Source organism: Streptomyces sp. NPDC005551, assembly GCF_042871785.1.
GTDB lineage: Bacteria > Actinomycetota > Actinomycetes > Streptomycetales > Streptomycetaceae > Streptomyces.
In genome coordinates, this window is sequence record NZ_JBIAJE010000003.1 from 587,290 (window position 1) to 608,530 (window position 21,241).

17 protein-coding genes are annotated in these 21,241 nt (G+C 73.3%); 11 read left to right on the forward strand and 6 right to left on the reverse strand.

The window, feature by feature from the left end; translation table 11 throughout:
• On the forward strand, positions 1-1,296 hold the full coding sequence (locus ACFYP4_RS10900) for a hypothetical protein (protein WP_358852094.1): 1,296 nt from the start codon (positions 1-3) through the stop codon (positions 1,294-1,296).
• A gap of 44 nt (positions 1,297-1,340) precedes the next feature.
• Here ACFYP4_RS10900 and ACFYP4_RS10905 read toward each other — a convergent pair whose 3' ends face one another.
• Both ACFYP4_RS10905 and ACFYP4_RS10910 read right to left on the reverse strand, forming a co-directional pair.
• Positions 1,341-1,793 carry a hypothetical protein gene (locus ACFYP4_RS10905; RefSeq protein ID WP_388784708.1) on the reverse strand — a complete coding sequence of 151 codons (453 nt, stop codon included), beginning with the start codon at positions 1,791-1,793 and terminating at the stop codon, positions 1,341-1,343.
• A gap of 437 nt (positions 1,794-2,230) precedes the next feature.
• A complete protein-coding gene (locus ACFYP4_RS10910) occupies positions 2,231-3,145 on the reverse strand; it encodes an SDR family oxidoreductase (RefSeq protein WP_388784711.1) in 915 nt (304 codons plus the stop codon).
• A 197-nt stretch (positions 3,146-3,342) separates the two neighbouring features.
• Between ACFYP4_RS10910 and ACFYP4_RS10915 the strand changes: the two genes are divergently transcribed.
• The 3 genes from ACFYP4_RS10915 (at position 3,343) to ACFYP4_RS10925 (ending at position 7,947) form a co-directional block, all read left to right on the forward strand.
• Positions 3,343-3,798, forward strand: coding sequence for an SRPBCC family protein (locus ACFYP4_RS10915; RefSeq protein ID WP_358852097.1), 456 nt, complete (start codon positions 3,343-3,345; stop codon positions 3,796-3,798).
• 71 nt (positions 3,799-3,869) lie between these two features.
• Entirely contained in the window at positions 3,870-5,495 is a 1,626-nt protein-coding gene (locus tag ACFYP4_RS10920; RefSeq protein ID WP_388784714.1) for a phytoene desaturase family protein, read from the forward strand.
• A gap of 178 nt (positions 5,496-5,673) precedes the next feature.
• Complete coding sequence (locus tag ACFYP4_RS10925) at positions 5,674-7,947, forward strand: FUSC family protein (protein ID WP_388784717.1); 2,274 nt, start codon at positions 5,674-5,676, stop codon at positions 7,945-7,947.
• A gap of 22 nt (positions 7,948-7,969) precedes the next feature.
• Here the strand turns inward: ACFYP4_RS10925 and ACFYP4_RS10930 are convergent, their stop codons facing one another.
• Both ACFYP4_RS10930 and ACFYP4_RS10935 read right to left on the reverse strand, forming a co-directional pair.
• Positions 7,970-8,920: a hypothetical protein gene (locus tag ACFYP4_RS10930; RefSeq protein ID WP_388784720.1), complete on the reverse strand. Its 951-nt coding sequence runs from the start codon at positions 8,918-8,920 to the stop codon at positions 7,970-7,972.
• Positions 8,921-9,236: 316 nt separating this feature from the next.
• Positions 9,237-9,377 (reverse strand): hypothetical protein, encoded by a 141-nt coding sequence (locus ACFYP4_RS10935; RefSeq protein ID WP_358852100.1) that lies wholly within the window; start codon positions 9,375-9,377, stop codon positions 9,237-9,239.
• Between the two features lie 7 nt (positions 9,378-9,384).
• Between ACFYP4_RS10935 and ACFYP4_RS10940 the strand changes: the two genes are divergently transcribed.
• The 6 genes from ACFYP4_RS10940 to ACFYP4_RS10965 all read left to right on the forward strand — a co-directional run bounded on the left by ACFYP4_RS10940 (position 9,385) and on the right by ACFYP4_RS10965 (position 16,165).
• Complete coding sequence (locus ACFYP4_RS10940; RefSeq protein WP_388785066.1) at positions 9,385-11,937, forward strand: SpoIIE family protein phosphatase; 2,553 nt, start codon at positions 9,385-9,387, stop codon at positions 11,935-11,937.
• Between the two features lie 315 nt (positions 11,938-12,252).
• Positions 12,253-12,441: a hypothetical protein gene (locus ACFYP4_RS10945; RefSeq protein WP_358852101.1), complete on the forward strand. Its 189-nt coding sequence runs from the start codon at positions 12,253-12,255 to the stop codon at positions 12,439-12,441.
• Positions 12,442-12,454: 13 nt separating this feature from the next.
• Entirely contained in the window at positions 12,455-13,165 is a 711-nt protein-coding gene (locus ACFYP4_RS10950; RefSeq protein ID WP_388784723.1) for a hypothetical protein, read from the forward strand.
• Entirely contained in the window at positions 13,162-14,157 is a 996-nt protein-coding gene (locus ACFYP4_RS10955) for a DUF6895 family protein (RefSeq protein WP_388784726.1), read from the forward strand. The genes ACFYP4_RS10950 and ACFYP4_RS10955 overlap by 4 nt, the downstream gene beginning before the upstream one ends.
• A complete protein-coding gene (locus ACFYP4_RS10960; protein WP_388784729.1) occupies positions 14,154-15,074 on the forward strand; it encodes a DUF6895 family protein in 921 nt (306 codons plus the stop codon). Before ACFYP4_RS10955 ends, ACFYP4_RS10960 begins: the two co-directional genes overlap by 4 nt.
• Positions 15,071-16,165: a serine hydrolase domain-containing protein gene (locus tag ACFYP4_RS10965; protein WP_388784732.1), complete on the forward strand. Its 1,095-nt coding sequence runs from the start codon at positions 15,071-15,073 to the stop codon at positions 16,163-16,165. The genes ACFYP4_RS10960 and ACFYP4_RS10965 overlap by 4 nt, the downstream gene beginning before the upstream one ends.
• A gap of 84 nt (positions 16,166-16,249) precedes the next feature.
• On the opposite strand, the gene ACFYP4_RS10970 is transcribed toward ACFYP4_RS10965, so the two are convergent.
• Positions 16,250-17,611, reverse strand: a complete 1,362-nt coding sequence (locus ACFYP4_RS10970; protein ID WP_388784735.1) for a carbohydrate-binding protein — start codon at positions 17,609-17,611, stop codon at positions 16,250-16,252.
• Between the two features lie 254 nt (positions 17,612-17,865).
• Positions 17,866-19,530: an alkaline phosphatase D family protein gene (locus ACFYP4_RS10975; protein WP_388784738.1), complete on the reverse strand. Its 1,665-nt coding sequence runs from the start codon at positions 19,528-19,530 to the stop codon at positions 17,866-17,868.
• Between the two features lie 546 nt (positions 19,531-20,076).
• Here ACFYP4_RS10975 and ACFYP4_RS10980 point away from each other — a divergent pair.
• Complete coding sequence (locus ACFYP4_RS10980; RefSeq protein WP_388784741.1) at positions 20,077-21,183, forward strand: PP2C family protein-serine/threonine phosphatase; 1,107 nt, start codon at positions 20,077-20,079, stop codon at positions 21,181-21,183.
• Positions 21,184-21,241 lie beyond the last annotated feature (58 nt).

The window sequence follows — 21,241 nt, forward strand, 5'->3', positions numbered from 1 at the left end:
ATGAACTCCAACGCCCACCGCCGGCGCCGCCGCCGCAGCGCCGCCGACGTCCTCGGCCGACTGAAGGCCCGCCCCAGGATCCTGATGGCGGCCGTCGCCCTGGTCGTCTCCTGCATCACCGTGCCTCTGGTCGTGTGGGGCATGAAGGACGACCCGGCGCCCAGCGGGTCGGCGGTCGGCAAGTCGCCCGGCGCCGGGACCGCCAAGGGGAAGGAACCCCGGTGGGACGGCAGGACGAAGGTGATCGGGGACGGCTCCACCTCCTACACCGGGCCGCAGCGCGGCGGGCTCAAGGCCGAGCCGCTCAAGCCCGGCGAGAAGCCGCCCCAGTTCGTGGTCTTCTCCTGGGACGGCGCACTGCAGGGCGACGACCAGCTCTTCTCGCACTACCGGGAGATGGCCGAGGAGTACAACGCCCACATGACGTTCTTCCTGACCGGCATCTACCTGCTGCCTAAGGACAAGAAGACGCTCTACCACCCCCCGATGCACGACCCGGGCGACTCGGCGATCAGCTACCCGACCGACGAGCACATCCGCACCACGCTGACGGAGCTGGGCAAGGCGTGGAAGGACGGGAACGAGATCGGTTCCCACTTCAACGGCCACTTCTGCGGAGCAAAGGGCGGCGGCGACTGGAGCGTCGCGGAGTGGAAGAGCGAGATCAGCCAGTTCTACTCGTTCGTCGAGAAGTGGAAGACCAACACCGGCTACAGCGACCTGCCGGCCCTGCCCTTCGACGCGGAGAAGGAGATCGTGGGCGGTCGCGCGCCGTGCCTGGAGGGCCAGAAGAACCTGCTCAAGGCGATCAAGAGCTTCGACTGGCGCTACGACGCCAGCTCGGCGGGCGACTTCCAGATCTGGCCGGCGAAGAAGGACGGCGTCTGGGACTTCCCGTTGCAGATGCTTCCGTACGAGGGCGGCAAGTACCAGGGCCTGTCCATGGACTTCAACTTCCTCTACAACCAGTCCGACGGTGAGACCGACGGCGAACCGGCCCAGTACGACAAGTGGCGCGAGGAGACCACGCAGACCTATCTCAACGGCTTCAACCGCGTGTACTACGGCAGCCGGGCCCCGCTGTTCATCGGCAACCACTTCGAGAACTGGAACGGCGGCATCTACATGAAGTCCGTCGACGACGTGATCAAGAAGGTGTGCGTCCGCAAGGACGTCCGCTGCGTGTCCTTCCGTGAGCTGGCCGACTGGATGGACGCGCAGAAGCCCGCCGTGCTGGAACGCCTGCGCAGCCTGGACCCCGCGCAGTCGCCCGACTGGTCGACCGTCGTCAAGTAGCGCCGCGGCGCCCCCGGGCGGGGGCGCCGCTCACCGCCGCCGGGTCAGGCCCGGCCGGGCCTCGCCGCGTGGTCCGGGTGGCCCGTGGTGCGCCGGTCCTCCTTCATCTCCGCCTCGTACAGGTGGTCGCGTCCTTCGACGAGGTCGTCCCGCGCCTGCTTCTCCAGGTCCTTGAACGGCTCGTAGTAGGTGGCGTTGTAGGCCTCCACGATCTGGAACGTCCAGTGCCCGGGGATCACGTTGCGGCCCAGGATGTCCCGCTCCACCCGGTCGCCGTACTCGCCGTGCCCGGCCTTGCGCAGCAGCGCCACCGCCCGGTCGAGCTCCAGGTCGGCCGTGCCGGTCAGCTGGTGGAACGCGTAGAGGTGACCGCGGGCCCGTTCCGTCGTCTCCAGCGCCTTCGAGAGGGCGCCGAGGGCTTCCACGGTGGTGTCGTCGACGCCGTCCGGCCGCCGGTGGGCGCGGTCGGGTCCTTCTTGGTGCTGAGGAACGTTCATGGATCCCCAGATCCCCGCACTCCGGCGGCTCATACCAGGGAACGCCCGAGATGATCCGCTTGGCGGGACCGCACACGGTGAGCCTTCCGCCGGCGGCACATCCGTGCGAAAGGGGTGTCGGAGGCATGATCGTGGTGCGCGGGGAACCCGTGAGGCGATCCCTGTCCGCCGAGAGAGAAGGTGGCCGATGAGCTTCCCGCCGACCGACCCCACCCCGCCGAACCCGACTCCGCCGCCCGGACCGACGGATCCGCAGCCCGGCCCCGCGCCCGGTCCCGTGCCCGCGCCGGCGCCGGACCCGGTCCCGCCGGCCCCTCCGCAGCCGGCCGGCCCGGACCCCGTGCCGCCGACCCCGCACCCGGGGCCCCTCACCTAGACGCCCGCGGACGGTCGCGTCGGTCTCGCGTCCGTCCGTGCTGACGACGGTCCGGCCCGCGTCACCCCGGCCGCTGTGCGCTGCCCCCGCGCCTGGCGGCGGGGTCGTCGCGGGCCCCCGCTCCCAGCAGGCCGGTCGCCTCGAACTCGGCGGCGGCCGCCAGCCGGGGAAGCTCGGTCCGGGAGATCCGGGTGACCAGGGGCGGCAGGACCGCCCGGGTGATCTGGGCGAACCGCAGCCAGCCGGGTACGTAGACGGCACGGGAGCGCCGTTCGACGGCCGTCACCATGCGCTCGGCGACCTGCTCGACCGGGTAGACCTTCCGGGCCGGAGCCGGCATGTGCGCCCGCAGTTCCCGCAGTACGGCGTGCCGGTCCGCGTCCCGGATCATGTCCGTGTCGGTCCAGTTGAGGTAGGCGATCCCCACGGCGACGCGCTGGTGGGCCACCTCGGCCTGGAGGGCGTGCGCGAAGGACTCCACGCCGGCCTTCGAGGCGCAGTAGGCGCTCATCATCGGGGAGGCCCCGATGGAGGCCAGGGACGCGATCTGCAGGTAGTGGCCGCGCGTCGCGACGAGGTCCGGGAGGAACGCCCTGGCGGTGATCGCGCTGCCCGTCAGGTTCACGTCGATCACGCGCCGCCAGGTCGCCGGGTCGGACTCGGCGAACGGCCCGCCCTCGGCGACGCCGGCGTTGGCGATGACCGCGGACGGGGTGCCCAGGCGTACGCGGATCCGGGCGGCGGCGTGCTCCATGGCGGCGTCGTCGGTGACGTCGGCCTCCCACCACCCCGCCCGGCAGGGCAGCGTGTCCGCGACCGCCGAGATCGTCTCCGGCTGCCGCCCCAGCAGGGCCACGACGGCGCCCCGCTCGGAGAGGACGCGTGCCATGGCCGCCCCGAGGCCGCGGGAGGCTCCGGTGACCACCACCACGCGGCCCGCCAGCGGGCCGGTACGACGCGAATCGGCATCAGGCATGGTCACCACGCTAACCGCGGGCCGCGAGGACGGCCTGCGGACGTCCGTCCCGCCCCCGGGGGGAGCGGGAGCGCGAGGGCCCGTGCCGCCGGTCCCGGCAGAAAAGGCGTAACTCCGCCAAAGATGGAAACCTGAGTGCAGCCATCTCGGACGGACAGCGCCGAGCTGCGAACACCGGTTTCCCCCAGGAGGGTTGCATGGCTGTGCGGCACCAGCTCATCAAGAGGCCTCCCCACGTGGTGTGGGCCGTCCTGGCCGACCCCGACTGCTACAGCGAATGGGTGGTCGGCACGTCCGACACCCGGCCCGCCGAGGGACGGTGGCCCGAGGTCGGGGCGGCCCTGACCTTCGACGTGCGGATGGGTCCCTGGACGGTGAGCAACCAGACCGTCGTACGCCGCTGCGAACCCCCGCGGCAGCTCGAACTCGAAGCCAACTCCGGCCCCCTGGGCACGGCCAGGATCGCCCTGGACGTCCGGGAATGGGGCGACGACACCCTGCTGATCGTCGACGAGCACCCGCTGCGCGGTGCCGGAGGCACGCTGCACAACGCCGCCTTCGAGGTACTGGTCCAGCTGCGCCATCGCGCGATGCTCAACCGGCTGGCGGACCTGTGCGAGAACCGTTCCCTCACCGGGCTCGCGAGCCGGTAGGACCCGGCGGACCCCACCGCGGCGCCTTCCGCCCGCGGCCGGGCCCGCCCCGGCGACACAGGAGGCAGAACATGCCGGACGCGGTGGTGATCGGCGCCGGGCCCAACGGTCTGGTGGCAGCCAACCTGCTGGCGGACGCGGGCTGGAGCGTGGAGGTCCTGGAGGAGCAGAGCGAACCGGGCGGCGCGGTCCGGCACGACCGCGGGGTACACCCCGACTACGTCAGCGACCTGTTCAGCTCGTTCTATCCGCTGGCCGCCGCGTCCCCGGTCCTGGCCGGTCTGCACCTCGAACGTGAGGGACTGCGCTGGAGCCACGCCCCGTACGTGCTGGCCCACCCCCTGACCGACGGCAGCTGCGCCCTGCTGGGCCGCGACCTCGACGACACCGCCGCCGCCCTGAGCGAGTTCAGCCCCGCGGACGGCGATGCCTGGCGGGAACTGCACCGGATCTGGGCACGGCTGGGGCCCGACATCGTCGAGGCCCTGTTCACCCCCTTCCCGCCCGTGCGCGCCGGGGCACGGCTGGCCGTGCGGCTGCGCGGGGCGGGCGGCCTGCGGCTGGCCCGGTCCCTGGTACTGCCGGTACGGCGGCTGGGCGAGGAGGAGTTCGAGGGTCAGGGCGGCAGGCTCCTGCTCGCGGGAAACGCCCTGCACGCCGACCTCGCCCCCGAGGCCGCGGGCAGCGGCGGCTTCGGCTGGCTGATGTCCATGCTGGGCCAGACGTACGGCTTCCCGGTGCCGGCCGGCGGAGCGGGCGCCCTCACCCGCGCCCTGGTGCGCCGGCTGGAGAAGCGCGGCGGCGTGGTCCGCTGCGGTGAGCGCGTCAGCCAGGTGGTGGTGCGGGGAGGCAGGGCCGTCGGCGTGCGCACGGCCGCCGGGGAGGCCGTCGCCGCGAACCGCGCCGTCCTGGCCGACGTCTCCGTGCCCATGCTCTACGGCGCTCTCGTCGACGAGGCGCACCTGCCCGCGCAACTCCTCGCCGACCTGCGCCGTTTCCAGTGGGACTTCGCCACCTTCAAGGTGGACTGGGCCCTCGACGGGCCCGTGCCGTGGACCGCGGAGCGGGCGGCGTCGGCGGGCACGGTCCATCTCGCCGACGGCGTGGACGAGTTGACCAGGTTCGCGGCACAGATCGCCATGCATCAGGTCCCCGACCGGCCGTTCGCCATCTTCGGTCAGATGACCACGGCGGACCCGACCCGCTCGCCCCTCGGCACCGAATCCGCGTGGGCCTACACCCACGTGCCGCAGCGGATCACCGGTGACGCGGGCGACGACGGACTGACCGGTGCCTGGGACCGGCGCGAGCAGGAGGCGATGGCCGACCGGGTGGAGGCCCAGGTAGAGCGGTTCGCCCCCGGATTCCGCGCCCTCGTGCGGGCCCGTCGCATCCTGGCGCCGCCCACGATGGAGAGCATGAACGCGAATCTGCGCGGTGGCGCCATCAACGGCGGCACCACGGCGATGCACCAGCAGCTGGTCTTCCGTCCCGTGCCGGGCAGCGGGCGTCCCGAGACCCCGGTCAAGGGGCTGTTCCTCGCCTCCGCCGGCGCGCATCCCGGCGGCGGGGTCCACGGCGCCCCGGGTGCGAACGCCGCACGGGCCGCCCTGCACGGACGCCTCCCCACCGGTCTCACCCGGATCCAGCGCGTCCTCACGCGCCGCGACCGCAAGGGCGAGCGGACCGCGACCTGACGCGCGTGGTGCGGCGTCGCCCCCCTTGAGCGGGCGCGCGCCCCGCGCCGCCCGCACCACGGCCCGCCGCCCCGCGCCGTCCGCACCACGGCCCGCCGCCCCGGGGCCCCGCGTGGCCGGGGCGCCGTGACATGCTGGAGCTTGCGGATCATGACGGCGAGCGAGGACGTACGGCAGGGTGAGGAAAGCGACACGGCCGACCTGGACGGGTACCTGGGACCGATTCGCGGCGTCCGACCCGGGGCTGCTGCGGCTCATGGCCGGCCTGCGGACCGTGGGCGCCATCGCGCTCGCACTCGCCGTGCTGGCCCTCATGGACGCCGATGTGACGCACATGGTGGCCGGGGCCATGGCGGCCATGGTCGCCACCTTCGCCATCCGGGAGAAGCAGCGGCGCGAACAGGCGATCACCCTCGCGCTCGGCCTGCCCGTGTCCCTCGCGGCGATGTCGCTGGGCGCCCTGCTGAACACCCACGTCATCGCGGGTGACCTCTTCTTCCTCGCCCTGATCTTCGGCGCGGTCTACAGCCGCCGGTTCGGCGACCGCGGGACGGCCCTGGGACTCATCGGGTTCCAGGTCTACTTCGTCTCACTGTTCGTACAGGCCGACTCCGGCACGCTGCCCGGGCTGTGCCTCACCCTGGTGCTCGCCTTCGCGTGCAGCGCCGCCGCGCGTTTCGGCCTGGTGGCGGAGACACCCGAACGCATCCTGAAGCGGCTGCGGGAGGCCTTCCGGGCGCGCCTGGCACAGTTGGTGTCCGCGCAGACCGAGCTGCTGGACGCGGGACCTGACCGGATGGAGAAGGCCCTGGAGGAGGTGAGGCGGCACACCGCCCGCCTCCACGAGACGGCCATGATGATCCAGGGCCGGCTGGAGGAGGGGACCAGCGACAGCGCCGCCGCCTCGCACGTGCAGCGCCGGGTCGCCGACGCGGAGATCGCCGCCGAGCGGCTGGGGGTCCTGCTGCTCACCGCGCGCAGCGCCGAACGCGCCGACACCCTCACCCTGCACCTGCCCAACGCCCCGGTGCCCGCCGCCGGGAACCGGCTGCGCGCCCACGACGACATCACGGCCGTACTGCGCCGCGACCTCGACGCGCTGCGCATGCTCGTCGCCCGGCCCGGCGGCCGCGGCACCGCGCTCGCGCACGTGCGCAACCGGCTGCTCGCCTACCGCGACGAGGAGAACCTGCCGCACGCCCCGGCCGCCGTCCAGGACGTCTTCCGCGGTATCGGCGAGGCGGCGCGCTCGGTGCTGGGCCTGCGGCTCGCCTTCGACGGGCCGCAGGACGAGTCCGACGACTCACCGGCCACGACCCGTTCGCGGGAGGAGCTGGACGCCGAGGACGTCGCCATCGCGGGGGCCGAGGACAACCAGCGGGAGGACGAGGACCGTACGGGGCTGCGGCGCCCCACGACCCGGGCCGCCGTCCAGGTGTCGGTGGGGTCGGCGCTGGCCATCGTCGGCGGCGAGTTCCTGTCCAGCCAGCGCTGGTACTGGGCGGTGCTGACCTGCTGGGTGGTCTTCCTGAACACGGCCTCCACCGGCGAGATCCTCGTGAAGGGCTACCGCAGGCTGCTGGGCACCGTCTTCGGTGTCGTCGCCGGTGTCCTGCTCGCGGGCGTGGTCGGCAACCACACGTGGACGGCGTTCGGGCTGGTCCTGCTGTTCATCTTCGCGATGTTCTTCACCGCGCCGCTGTCGTACGCCCTGATGTCGTTCTTCGTGACGGCGATGCTGGGCCTGCTGTACACGCTCCTCAACACCTACAGTCCCGAGGTGCTCGTCCTGCGGATCGAGGAGACCGCGCTCGGTGCCGTCTGCGGTGTCGTCGCGGCCGCGCTGGTGCTGCCGGTGCACACCGACCACCGGACCGACGAACTGCTCGCCACGGTGCTGGAACGCCTCGGCGACGTGACCGGCGCCGCGGTGGAGCAGCTGAGCGGCGGACCCGCGCTCGACCTGCTGGACATGGCACGCGATCTCGACACGGCGCTGGAGGACCTGCGGGCCTCCACGCAGCCGCTCACGCACCCGATCACTCCGCTGCGCTCCCGGCGGCAGACCGCCCGCTACCTGGTGGCGCTGCTGGAGACGTGCGCGTACCACGCGCGGTCGCTGGCGGCGACGGCGGAACTCCTCCCGCACAGCAGGACGGTCGCCGCGGATCCGCGGCTGAAGCGGGCCGGCCGGCGCATCGCGCAGAACATCGACGCACTGGTGGCCCATGTCGAGGACCGGCACGACGCGGGTGCGGTGGAGACCGGCGCCAGTCTCGCGTCCATGCTGGAGACCGACCGGTCGGGTGTTCCGCGGCACGACCGGGTCACCGGCCGCGTGCTGCGGCATCTGCAGCGGCTGGACGAGGGGGTGGTGGGCCTCGCCCGCCCGCTCGGTGTGCCCGTCTCCACCCCCGACCAGTCCGCGTCCCGGCGCTCCGCCGCGGTGTGAGGGCGGTCCCTCGGGCGGTGCCTCAGAGGCCCGCCCTGTTCCGCGCGTGCTCGAAGGCGGCCAGCGGATCGCCGGTGCTGTTCCAGGGCCAGGCGGTGACGGCGGTGCCGATGGCTTCGAAGACGGGGGCGGCCTGCTGCCTGCGGTCGGCGGCCATCAGCGCGTAGGCGAGGAGGTTCAGGTCGGCGAGCTTCTTCGCGTGGTGGAAGAACGCGGGCTGCGGCCAGGTGTGGTGCGCCCGCTGCAGCGACTCGACGGCCTGCGGGTTCGTCCAGTGGTTGCGGGCCACCAGGGCGTCCACTCCCCCACGGGCGAGAGCGGCGTTGTACTGCATGACCTGGGCGGTGAGTTCGACCGCGGCGCACGGGGCGTTCGCGGGCATCCGGGGGCGTATGGAGTCGATGAAGTCGAGCACCTGGACCCGCGAGCCCGCCTCCTCGGGGGACAGGTGGGCCAGCATGCTCAGGTATGCCTCCCGGTGCCAGCGGTCGCGGGCGAGGATCTCGTTCCAGGCGCCGAAGACGTCCGACTGCACGTAGCGCTCCAGGCGGGCGATGCCGAGCAGCACCACCCACGGCGCGGGATCGCGGGGGTCGATCTCCGACGCGCGGAGGCACTGCTTGGCCGTGCCCGACGCGTCCGCCAGTCCTCCCGCCGCACGGCTGCGGACGAGTTCGGCCCAGGCGCTGAGGACCAGCGCGCTCGCGTTGCCCGGTTCACGCGTCGCCCACGCGGACGGCAGGTGCGAGTCGGACAGGTAGTCCGCGAGGACGGACATCCGGTGCGCCCGCCGGTCCCAGTCGTCCGGGTCCTGCTCGAAGAGGCGGGACAGCTGGGCCACGCACAGGTCCGTCGTGCCGAACGTGCCGGACCTGGTCGTCGCGCGCAGAGACTTCAGCAGCCTGCCGAGGTCCCCGTCGTCGAGTTCGGGGGCAAGGCGCGGCTTTCTGCGGCGACTTGAGAGAAAAGACATGATCGCATGCTATGAGCGGGGAGACGTGTCACAAGGTGCGCGGCACGATCGTTACCGGATGCTGGCCGCAACCCGGGGTTACCGGCCCGTAGCGCGAGACGGGCGGGTCCTCCGGGTGTCCCGTACGGCGGCCCGACGGGTCCGCGACCGGTCGCGCGGGGGCGGCGGCGGCTTTCGTCAGCCCTCATGTGGCCCCCTCGCCTCCTGGCGCCCGGCAGTGTAGACATGGGCACATGGTCCGACTATGGGGTCGATCCCGGGCCCGGTCGACCCGCCGGCTCGACGCCCCGCGCCCCGGGCGCGGGCGCGGGCGTGCTCACGGCACGCACGCGGGACGGGCGCGGCAGGACGCGCGCGGCTCGGGCGGGTCCGGCAGACGCGGGCCCGCCGCCCGGTTGTGGTCGGCGCTGAGCGGACGCAGCGTCGCGGGCCAGGTGTTCGTGTTCCAGGTCGTCATCGTGCTGATGCTGGTGGTCTCCGCGGTGCTGGCGCTGGTGCTCCAGGTGCGGCACGACAGCACGCAGGAGGCCCGCAACCGTTCGCTGGCCGTCGCCGAGACGTTCGCCAACGCGCCGGGCACGCTGGAGGCCCTGCGGAGCCCCGACCCGACCGCGGTGCTCCAGCCGCGCGCCGAGGCGGCCCGCAAGCAGTCCAAGGTGGACTTCGTCGTCGTGCTGAACACCGACGGGATCCGCTACACGCACCCCAAACCGGACCGGATCGGCAAGAAGTTCGTCGGGACTCTCGCGCCCGCGCTGGCCGGCCGGTCCTTCACCGAGGAGATCACGGGCACGATCGGTCCGCTCGTGCAGGCCGTGGTGCCGGTCAGGGCTGCCGACGGTTCGGTCGCGGGCCTGGTGTCGGCGGGCATCACCACCGCCAACGTGGGCGGCGCCGCCGACCGGCAGCTGCCGATCCTCATCGCCGCGGCGGGCGCGGCGCTGGTCCTGGCGACGGCGGGTACGGCGCTCGTGAGCAGACGGCTGCTGCGCCAGACCCACGGCCTCGGCCCGTACGAGATGACCCGGATGTACGAACACCACGACGCGGTGCTGCACGCCGTCCGGGAGGGCGTGATCATCGCCGGGGGCGAGGGGCGGCTGGTGCTCGCCAACGACGAGGCGCACCGGCTGCTCGGCCTGCCCGAGGACGCCGAGGGCCGGCACGTCTCAAAGCTCGGCCTCGACCCCGCCACCGCGGACCTGCTGGCCTCGGGGCGCGTCGTCACGGACGAGGTGCGTCTGGTCGGGGACCGGCTGCTGGCGATCAACCAGCGTCCCACCGACCTCAGGGGCGGGCCGCCCGGCAGTGTCGCGACGCTGCGGGACTCCACCGAGCTGCGTGCGCTGTCCGGCCGGGCCGACGTGGCTCGGGAGCGCCTGAAGCTGCTGTACGACGCCGGGGTCGGCGTCGGCTCCAGCCTGGACGTTGCCCGCACCTGTGAGGAACTGGCCGAGCTGGCCGTGCCGCGGTTCGCGGACTTCGTCACCGTGGACCTGGCGGACGCGGTACTGAACGGCGAGGAACCGGACGTCATCACCGAACTCCGCCGCACGGCGTCCGGCGGGATCCGCAAGGACGCGCCCCTGTACCCGGTGGGCGAACGCATCGTCTTCGTGAACACCTCGCCGCAGGCGCGCAGCCTGCGCACCGGCCAGGCCCTCGTGGAGCCCGACCTGAAGCGGGCGCCGGGCTGGCTCGCCCAGGACCTGGAGCGTTCCGCGCAGGTGGTGGAGTACGGGATCCACTCGCTGATCACCGTGCCGGTGCGGGTGGGACCGCTGGTGATGGGAGTGGTCAACTTCTGGCGGTCGGAGAAGCCGGAGGCCTTCGACGCGGAGGAGGTGGCCCTGGCGGAGGAACTGGTCGCGCGGGCCGCGGTCTCCATCGACAACGCGCGCCGCTACACCCGCGAGCACACGATGGCCGTGACGCTCCAGCGCAGTCTGCTCCCGCGCAACCTGCCCGAGCAGAGCGCCCTGGAGATCGCCTACCGCTACCTCCCCGCGCAGGCGGGTGTGGGCGGGGACTGGTTCGACGTGCTGCCGCTGTCCGGCGCGCGGGTGGCCCTCGTGGTGGGGGACGTCGTCGGTCACGGGCTGCACGCCGCGGCCACCATGGGGCGGCTGCGCACCGCCGTCCACAACTTCTCCGCCCTGGACCTGCCGCCCGACGAACTCCTCGCGCTCCTCGACGAACTGGTCGGCCGCATCGACCAGGACGAGGCCGCGGAGGACAGTGCCGCTGCGATCACCGGCGCCACGTGCCTGTACGCCATCTACGACCCGGTCACGCTGCGGTGCACCGTCGCCCGGGCGGGCCATCCCCCGCCGGCGCTGGTGGGTCCCGACGGCACGGTCACGTTCCCCGAGGTGCCGGCCGGTCCCCCGCTGGGTGTGGGCGGCCTGCCGTTCGAGACGGCCGAGCTCGAACTGGAGGCGGGCAGCCGGCTGGTGCTCTACACGGACGGGCTCGTCGAGGACCGGGACCGCGACATCGACGCCGGGCTCGCACTGCTCGGCACCGCGCTGGCGCGGGCGGACCGGTCGCCGGAGGACACCTGCCGGGCCGTCCTCGACGCCCTCCTCCCGGCCCGTCCCAGCGACGACATCGCCCTGATCGTGGCCGGCACCCGGGCGCTGGGGGCCGACCGCGTCGCCGAGTGGCAGGTGCCGAGCGACCCGGCGGCCGTCGGTGAGGTGCGCGCCTCGGTGACCCGGCGGCTGGCGGAGTGGGGTCTGGACGACATGGCCTTCACCACGGAGCTGGTCCTGAGCGAGCTGGTCACCAACGCGATCCGATACGGCGGCGCCCCCATCCGGGTCCGGGTGCTGCGCGACCGCAGTCTGGTGTGCGAGGTCTTCGACAGCAGCAACACCTCGCCCCGCCTGCGCTACGCGGCGAGCACGGACGAGGGCGGACGCGGTCTGTTCCTGGTCGCCCAGCTCTGCGACCGCTGGGGCACCCGTTACACGCCCACGGGGAAGGTCATCTGGGCGGAACAGCCGCTGCCCTGACGTACCGTGCCCGTGCGTCACCCCGGGTCACGGACACCGAGCGCGGAATGCGGAACCGACTTCCGGCTTGAACAGACATGTTGATGATGCGTCAGTTCAAGAAGCCGTCCCCTCGGAAATTCCCTCGCCACTCACGGTTCTTCTTTCAAATTTCGGTCGTTCAATCATTTCCGGGTCGCAGTCCGGGAATTCCCGGCGGACGGAGCCCGGAATCCCTTGCCGTCACAGGGCGGTCGCGTTCCTTTTGCGCATCTCCGCCCGAGGCGTTCAACTTGGAGATGGAGAACTACGTATCTCTCGTGAAGGAGTGGTGGTATGTCTTCCACCGAGTTCTTGACCGACGAAATCACCGAAGTCCAGGGCATCGACGTAGAGGCGGCCCTCGACCCGGCCGAGGCCGACGGCCAGTTCCGTGACAGCCGTGAGTGCGCCGCACTCGCCCTGGTCTCCGGATCCGGCAGCCTTCTGCTGTCGCCTCCGACGCCGCGGCCGAAGAAGGGCTGACGGGGGAAGCTGAATGGAGCAGTCAAGCACGCCGACCCGATTGTCGGGCGCTGTGCGGGACCTTGCTTCGGACGTGGTCTCCGCCCTTGGGGGCGGGGACCCTTTCCGACTGTCCGGCAAGGTGACGGCACACGAGCCGGCCGGGGCGAGCGGCGATCCCGCGCTGGCCGCCGTCCGCGTCCTGGGAGCCGACGTACTTCTGCCGGCCGTCCTGCACCACGCCCCGGCCGACCGCGACGACCTGGCCGCCTTCGACAGGGCCGTACGGGCCTATCCGCCCCCGGCCGGCGCCTCCCCCACCTCGGTGTGGAGCCACTGGGCGATGCGGCAGACCCTGATGCGGCTGGACGCCTCCTTCGACGGCGCCCCCGCGGACCATCTGGAACCCGACGGGACCTGGCTCGACGACGCGTCGTGGCAGTTCCTCACCCATCAACTCGCGGTGCTGGCACCGCTCGCGGTCCCCGCGGGTGACTGCGCGGTGTTCCGCGCGGCCCGGCGCCGGCCCGTCGACGTCGCCCGCGGGTTCGTCCGGGCGGTCCGCCGCCGCGACTGGCTGCAGGCGGCAGGCGCGGGGCGCTGGCTGGTCCTGCTCGACGGGGTGCCGGACACCCTGGGTCTGGAGACCGGCCTGGAGTTCGTGGCCCAGATGGGTCAGGACGACCCGCGGGTCGCCCTCCAGGTCACGGCGGCGCGGCTGATGCGGGCCGGAGCACCGGTGTGAGGGCGCTCGACGTCCGCGGCGTGGGCGAGGCCGCGCTGGCCTGGGTCTCCGCCAACCGCGGCGAATTCCGGCTCGACGAGGGCGCACTCGCCGCGTACGGGGACGTGAACACCAGCTGGAAGCCCCTCGGAGAACTGGCCCAGGTGTGCGTCTGCGTCCGCCGGACCACCGCCCCCGGCGACCCGTTGCACGAAACCGCCTCCGACCTGCTGGAGTTCGCATGGCGGCAGACCGGGAACGGCGCCCTCTTCGGTGAATTGCAGCGACTCGAACCCTTCGCGACCTATCCGCTGGAGGTCTACGCCGCGTTCGCGTCCGCCGGCCTGCGGCACCCCGGTTACGAGAGCGCCGCCGCGACGGTGGCCCGCACCCGCGGCTGGCGGGTGACGGAGCAGGAGCCGAACCGGCGGCTCAGTGTGCTCAACTCCGAGCGGCGCAGCGGGATCCCGGAGCACGCGGACCCCGCGCAGAGCCTTCGGCACACCTGGCTGGGCGGCCTGCCCGAGCCGTGGACCTTCGAACGCGCCGCCGGATACACGCTGACCCACGTGGTCTTCCACCTCACCGACTGGGGTCTGGTCCCCCAGGGCGTACCCCGCTCGGTCGCCGCCTATCTGCGGCACTGGCTCCCGCCCTGGCTCGACACCTGCCTGGAGGACGAGCAGTGGGACCTGAGCTTCGAACTGCTGGCCGTGGCGGCGAGCCTGCCGCGGCTGCCCGAGCCGGCGGTGCTCCAGGACGCCTGGAGCACACTCGCGACGGCCCAGGACGCCACCGGCGCCGTACCCGAAGTCGGTCCGGGGCGGGACGGACGGGCTGCGGCGGGAGGCTTCCGGTACTGCTACCACTCGACGCTGATGGCGGCCTTCGCCGCCGCGCTCACCACCGGCCGCCCCGGCTGGAACGGCACCGAGGACGAGGCGCCGGGCGGCCCGCGCCCCCTTGAGCACGCGGCGCGGCAGGACCGGGGCGGACGAGGAGCGCCGGGATGACCAGTACCCGCCTGATCCACACCGTCGGAGTCGGCGCCATCGAGTGGCTGCACGCGCACCGCGAGGGGTTCCGGCTGGAGCCCGACGTCGACCCCGAGGTGGGCTTCCTCGACCGCTTCAAGCCGGTCGGTGAACTCGCCCTGATCTGCAAGGTGCTGTTCCGGGAAGGGGTGGCCGGGTCCCGGCAGGCCGAGCTGGCACGGCAGTTGCTCGACCACGCCTGGCGGAACACGCTCGACGGCGGCCGGCTGCTTCTGCACGGGCAGCGCATCGAGCCCCTCTCCCCCGTCCCGTTCGAGGTGTACCTCCCGTTCAAGGAACTCGGTTACAGCCATCCCGGACTCGAGGAGGCGGTCCGGCTCAACCACCGGCTCCTGAGCTGTGCCGCCTACGAGGCGCGGCCCGTACGCCGCCTCGGACTCTCCGCGTTCCAGCGCCGCTTCGGGCTGCCGCCCCGGCCACCGGAGGCGGACGTCGTCGGTGCGACCTGGCTGGGACGCACCCCCGAGCCCTGGACCGTGGAAGGGCACATCGCGTACGACATCACCCACACCGTCTTCCACCTGACCGACTGGGGCGAGAAACCCGAGGCACTGCCCGCGGACATCGCGGACTACCTCGCCCTGTGGCTGCCGGTCTGGCTGGACGACTGGCTGGACCTGCAACGCTGGGACCTGCTCGGCGAGTTGCTCGTCGTCGACGCCTGTCTGCCGCGGCCCTCGCTGGACGAGCGGGCCTGGGAGGGCTTCGCCGCGGCCCAGCAGCCCGACGGCGCGATGCCCGCCGTGCGCACGATGCCGCAGGGCGAGCCCGACGAGGTGTTCGACCTCGTCTACCATCCGACCCTGGTCGCCGCCTTCGCCTCGGTGCTCGCCACGTCCCGCGCGCTGTCGCGGCTGGCGACGGCCCCGGCATGACCACCCGCCCCGCGCCCTGGCCGGGCGACGTGCTCCCCGGTGCCGCCGGCCCGCTCCCGCTCCGCAGCGCCCCGCCGGACGGGCCCGCGGACGACGAGGCGGTGCGGTGGCGGCTCGACGCCGCCGTCGGTGCCGTGGACGCGCCCGACGTCGTCTTCGCCCTGTCCCGGCACGGGCGCCGCACCGTGCGCTGCGGAGGCACCGCACCGCTCCCGCCCGTGCACCGCGCCGACCTGCGCTACGAGATCGGCTCGGCCTCCAAGACGTTCACCGGGCTGCTCCTCGCCCGGCTGACGCAGTCGGGTGTGCTGTCCGGCGGTGAACCGGCCGCCGCCCTGCTGGATCCGGGCCGCCCGGCCTCCCGGGACCCCGTCACGCTCGCGCACCTGATCACCCACACGTCCGGGCTGCCCGCGCTGCCGGCCGACTTCTTCCTCCGGGCGCTGCCCTCCTGGCGCTCCAACCCGTACGCCGGCTATCCGGCCGGTCGCGTGATCGACGCGTTTCTGCGGTACCGGCCACGGCACCGCCCCGGCACCCGCTGGCGCTACTCCAACTTCGCCGTCTCGGTGCTCGGGCACGCCTTGGCGGCGGTCACCGCGACCCCGTGGGAGGACCTGCTCACGGCTCATGTGCTCGGGCCGCTGCGGCTGGGCGAGGTCGCGCTGCACGCCGAGGGCCCGGGCACGGACGCCACCGGGCACCGCAGGGACGGCGCGACCCCGACGCCGCCGCTGGCCGTCGGCGGGTTCCAGGCGGCAGGTGCGGTCCGCGCCACCCCGCACGACCTGCTCACCTTCCTCGAGGCGCATCTCGATCCGTCCGCCTCGCCCCTGGCCGGCGCGCTGCGGGCGGTACGCCGTCCCGTGCTCCGGCGCGGCCTCGGGCACCGGCACCTCCACACGGTGGCCTGGTTCCAGCACCCCACCGACCGCGGGCCGATGTACTTCCACTGCGGGGCGACACTCGGGCAGCAGGCCTTCCTCGGTTTCCACCCCGGCACCGGCACGGCACTGGCCGCCGTGTGCACGCGCCGCTTCCGCGCCCGCGACGCCTTCGTCCCCACCGCGTACGCGCTGCTGGCCGAGTAGGCGCCGCGGCGCCCCGAACGCCGGAGGGGCCGAGGTGCGTCGGCCGGCCGGCGTTCGAGGGGGTGGCCTCCCGCGGCTACGACGTCAGAGGCGCTGCCACAGAGCCGGGGTGAGCGCGGGCTGCCATGCGCCCTGCGCCTGGTGCGCCTGGAGGCACTGGTAGGTGACGCCGTCGTACTTCACCCGCGTCCCGGTGTCGTAGACCCGGCCCGCCGACCAGCCGTCCTGGCCCTCCTGCGCGGTGGGCGTGCCGTCTTGCGCCGTGCCGGTCCTGAGCGTCAGTCCGTACTCGCCGAGCAGCGGGTTGACCGGCTGGTAGAAGGTCGTCCCGCCGCTCGTGCAGTCCCCGGAGCCGCCCGAGGTGACGCCCTGGGCCTGCGCCCCGGAGACGTAGGAACCGCCGGAGTCGCCCGGTTCGGCGCACACCGTCGTGCGGGTCACGCCGTCGACGGTGCCCTCGGCGTAGGTGACGCTGGTGCCGTGTTCCTCGACCGTGCCGCAGTGCCAGCCGGTGGTGGAACCGGAGCGGCAGATCGCGGCGCCCACCAGAGCCTGCACGGAGCCGGCGATCTCGACGTTCTGCTCCCCCTCGCCCTTGACGTTGGGGGTCGCGGTCCAGTCGCTGGTGACGGCCACCCACGACATGTCGTGGCCCGGGAAGACGGAGCCCTGGAAGGTGCCCTGTGCCACCTTGTTGAAGCCGGTGGTCCTGGCGCCCGCCTTCCCGCAGTGCCCGGCGCTCACGAAGCCCTGCTGGTCGGCCTTGGTGACGGAGAAGCCGACGGAGCACCGGGCCTGGTCGTCGATGTAGTACGCGTCGCCGCCCCGCACGTCGTGCAGGGGCCGCGGCCGGTCCGGCGACACGCGGACGTCCACGAGGGCGCGGTCCACTCCGGCGGCCGCGACGAGCGCGTCCGCCGCCGCCCGGCTCGTCGCCTGGAGGGTCACCCGGTTGGTCCGCACGTCGACGTATCTGACCGGCGTGTCGAGGGCCTTGGCGCCGGACGTCGCGCGGTCCAGCTTCTCCTTGGCGGCGGTGAGGTCGGCCAGTCCCCGCTCCACGACCGAGGCCTCGGCGCCGCCGGCCCTGATGGCGGCGACATCGGCGGCGTCGGTGGTCGCGACGGTGAGGTCGGCGGAGGTCGGGCCCTTCACCCAGGCTCCCGCGAAGCGCTTGCCGAGCGAGTTCTGCAGCCGCCCCGCGCGGGTGCCGGCCTCCGCCTCGTTCACCAGCCGGGTCCTGGCCTGAGCGGCCGTCAGGCCGAGATCGCGCCGCATGGCGCGCAGCAGCGTCGTCGACGGCCGGTCGGCGCCGAGCGTCCGGGCGGCGGAGGGACCGGGCGCCGGGACGGGGTCGTCGGCCGCGGTCGCGGGCAGCCCCGCCAGTGCGAGCGTGCCGAGCACGGTCAGGGCGGCACAGCCTGCGCCGGCGTATCTGTGGACCATCGGTGTCTCCTCGGGTTCGGAGCGGAAAGGCCTCGAAACCGTAGGTTTTGCCGATAACCACTCGGACGATGTCTGCTTTCCGTCCGTTCCGCGCATTGGCCGACAGGAAGGGCCCGCCCGGCGGAGCCCCGGACGCTCCGCCGAGGCACCGGACGCTCCGCCGAGGCACCGGAGGTTCCGCCGAGGCACCGGAGGTTCCGCCGAGGCACCGGAGGTTCCGCCGAGGCACCGGGGGTTCCGCCGGGCCGCTCGCTTCACGCCGGTTTGAGGCCGGGGTCGCCCGCCTCGGTGACGAAGGACGCGGCCGTCGTGATCGCCGCGCCCGGCGTCGTCACGGCGGAGACGGTTCTGAAGTCGGCGCGCGCGGACGCGCGGCCGAGTCCGACGCGTACGTATCCGCGCCGGCCGTCGTAGAACTTCAGGTGCGGGTTGGCCTTCGTGTACGTCTCCCAGTTGTCCGGCCGCTCGACGCCGTCCCTGCCGCTCGCGACGGACGTGGCGACGATCTCCGTGCCCACGGTTTTCGACCCCGGATCGTCGAAGGAGTCCTTGATGTCGAAGGCGTAGCCCACATGGACGTCACCCGTGAGGACCATCAGGTTCTTGATCCCGGCCGACCTTGCGCCGGCGAGCACCCGGTCGCGTGAGGCGCGGTAGCCGTCCCAGGCGTCCATGGACACCTTCGCCGGGTCGTTCAGATCGAGTTTGCGCTGGGAGAAGCAGACCTGTTGCGGCATCACGTTCCACAGGGCGTTCGAGGTCCGCCAGCCGTCGATCAGCCACTCCTCCTGGGCGGCTCCGGTGATGGTGCGCTCGGGGGCGTCCGACTCGGGGCCCGGGACGTGCTGGACATCGCCGTACGCCTGGTCGGAGCGGTACTGCCGGGTGTCGAGGACGTCGAACTGGGCCAGTGAGCCCCACTGGACGCGGCGGTAGAGCTGCGCGTCGGGGCCGCTCGGCAGCTGGGCGGCGCGCAGCGGCTGGTTCTCCCAGTAGGCGCGGTAGGCGGCGGCGCGGCGCAGCAGGAACTCCTCCGGCGGGTCGTTCTTCTCGTCGACGGCGCCCGCGTAGTTGTTCTCGGTCTCGTGGTCGTCCCAGGTCACGATGTAGGGATGTGCCGCGTGGGAGGCCCGCAGGTCCGGGTCGCTCTTGTAGAGGGCGTACCGCAGCCGGTAGTCCTCCAGGGTCTTGGCCTCGCGGTTGAAGACGTCGGGCAGGGTGCGGTCGGTGTACTTGCGGGCGCCTCCTTCGGAGTTCACGGCGTACTCGTACAGGTAGTCGCCGAGGTGGAAGACGAGGTCGACGTCGTCCTCGGCGAGATGGCGGTGCGCCGTGAAGTAGCCGTCGTGGTACGCCTGGCAGGAGACCGCGGCGAAGGTGAGCTTCGCCGCGGCGGCCGCGGTGTCGGGCGCGGTGCGGGTGCGGCCGGTCTCGCTGATCCAGGTTCCCGTCCTGAACCGGTAGAAGTACTCGCGGTCGGCGGCGAGGCCGTCGACGTCGACGTGCAGGCAGTGGTTGTACTCGGGAAAGGCGGTGGCGAGGCCGGTGCGGACGGGCAGGGCGAAGCGCTCGTCGGACGCCACCTCCCACTGCACGAGGACGGACTGCTCGGCCAGTCCGCCGCCCGGCTCGTACGGGGAGGGCGCGAGCCGGGTCCACAGGAGCACCGAGCTGGGCGTCGGGTCCCCGGAGGCGACGCCGAGGGTGAAGGGGTCGTCGGTGATCCGCGCCGCGTCGAGTGCCGCGGCGCGGGCGGCGCCGGGCGTCGGCAGGTTGGTGGAGAAGGCGAGGGCCGCGGCCGCGGCGGTGACGGTGAGGAAGCGGCGGCGCCCCAAGTGCTGGGCGGCGGCCCGCAGTTCCGGGTGGTGGCGGGAGGTCGCGTGCGGCGGCAGTGCTCGGTGACGGCCTGCTCGGGTCATGAGGTCTCCTCTCACGGTGGCGTGCGCGGGGCCCCATGACTTCCGGACGTCGAACGACAGGGCGGCGAACTCCTGCATGCTAAACAGACAATGATCACAATCCCGGCAGGCGGTGAGGTTCGCGGGCGTCCTGCCCGTCACCTCCGCCCGCTCGGCGGCGCACCGCAGTTGACGGGGCGTCGGGCGCGGCCGGTGATCCGCACGGCCGACGACCGTCGCCGATGCAACCGTTCGGGCCGGTCGGCCGCGGTCGCCGGCGACCCGGGCGGGCGGCGGCGCCGGTGGCGTACGGTCCCGGGCCGGGCACCCCGGCACCGAGACCGGGGACCGGCTGCGGCCGGCTGCCGGCCCGGTCCGGCCCAGCCCGGCCCGGCCCGGCCCGAGGGTTCACGCAGTGAACCTTCCTTCGCGGTGAGGGGCGTCCGGACCCCACCCGGTGCGTCCGGACACCACCCGGTGCGCCCGGACCCCACCCGGTGCGCCCGGACCCCACCCGGGTGCGCTGGGCGCGCGGACGGAGGAGCGTGGTGGGTGAGGAGGGCTGCCATGGGTGTGACCATGCCCCGGCGCGGGGAGGGCGAGGACCGCGGCTGGCTGCGCGGTGCGCCGGCCCCGTACTGGGTCCGGGCGCTGCCCGTCGTACTGCTGGCGGGCGTCGGCATCGCGGAACTCGTGAGCCGCCGGCCGCTGGACATCGGCTTCCTGCTGGGCGCCATTCCCTCGCTGGCGGTGCTCTCCTACGGGCCGGCGGCGACCGCCGCGTTCGGCTGCCTCGTGGTCGGCCTGCTGCACATCCCGGCGCTGCACATCAACCACCCGGGCAACACGGACCTGTTGACCATCACGTTCATCGCGGCGCTCAGTGTGTTCGTGTCCCTGGTGCGCAGCCGGCGCGACGCGCAGCTGGTGACGGTGCGCAGTGTCGCCGAGGCCGTCCAGCTGGCCGTCCTGCCGCCGCTCGCCGAACGCATCGGTCCCGTGAGCTGCGCCGGCCTGTACCGGGCGGCGCAGGACGGGACGCTGGTCGGCGGCGACTTCTTCGACGTGCGCGACGGCCCCCACGGGGTGCGGGCGGTGATGGGCGACGTCCAGGGGCACGGGCTGTCGGCGGTCGGGACGGTCGCCTCGCTGCTGGGTGCGTTCCGGGAAGCGGTGCTGGACCGGCGGGACCTGACGGCGGTGGCGGGCCGTCTCGACCGCCGGCTGTCGGTGGACTCGGCCTCGACCGAGCACACGGAGCTGTTCGCGACCGCGGTGCTCCTGGAGTTCTCGCGGGACGCCGACGCGGTGCGGCTCGTGTCCTGCGGCCACCCGCAGCCGCTGCTCCTGCGCGAGGGGAAGGCCGTCGAACTCGACGTGGAACCGGCCGCGCCGCTCGGGGTGGGGCTGCTCGGCCTCTCTCCACCGCGCGAGTGCCGGGTGCCGCTGAATCCCGGCGACCGGCTGCTGCTGGCGTCCGACGGGGTCACCGAGACCCGCGACGCGGCAGGCGCCTTCTATCCGCTGGCCGAGAGGCTGAGCGCCTTCGCCGAGGCGGCGCCCGACGCCCTCGTGGGCCTGCTGTGGGAGGACCTCGTACGGTTCGGCACCACCGTCCGCGACGACGTCGCGATCCTGGTCCTGACCCCGCACCCGGGGAACCCCCGGGACTGAACGGGTGCCTGTGCCGCGTCTTCCCGGGCATACGGACGCCATTGGGGAGGAGAGTGTC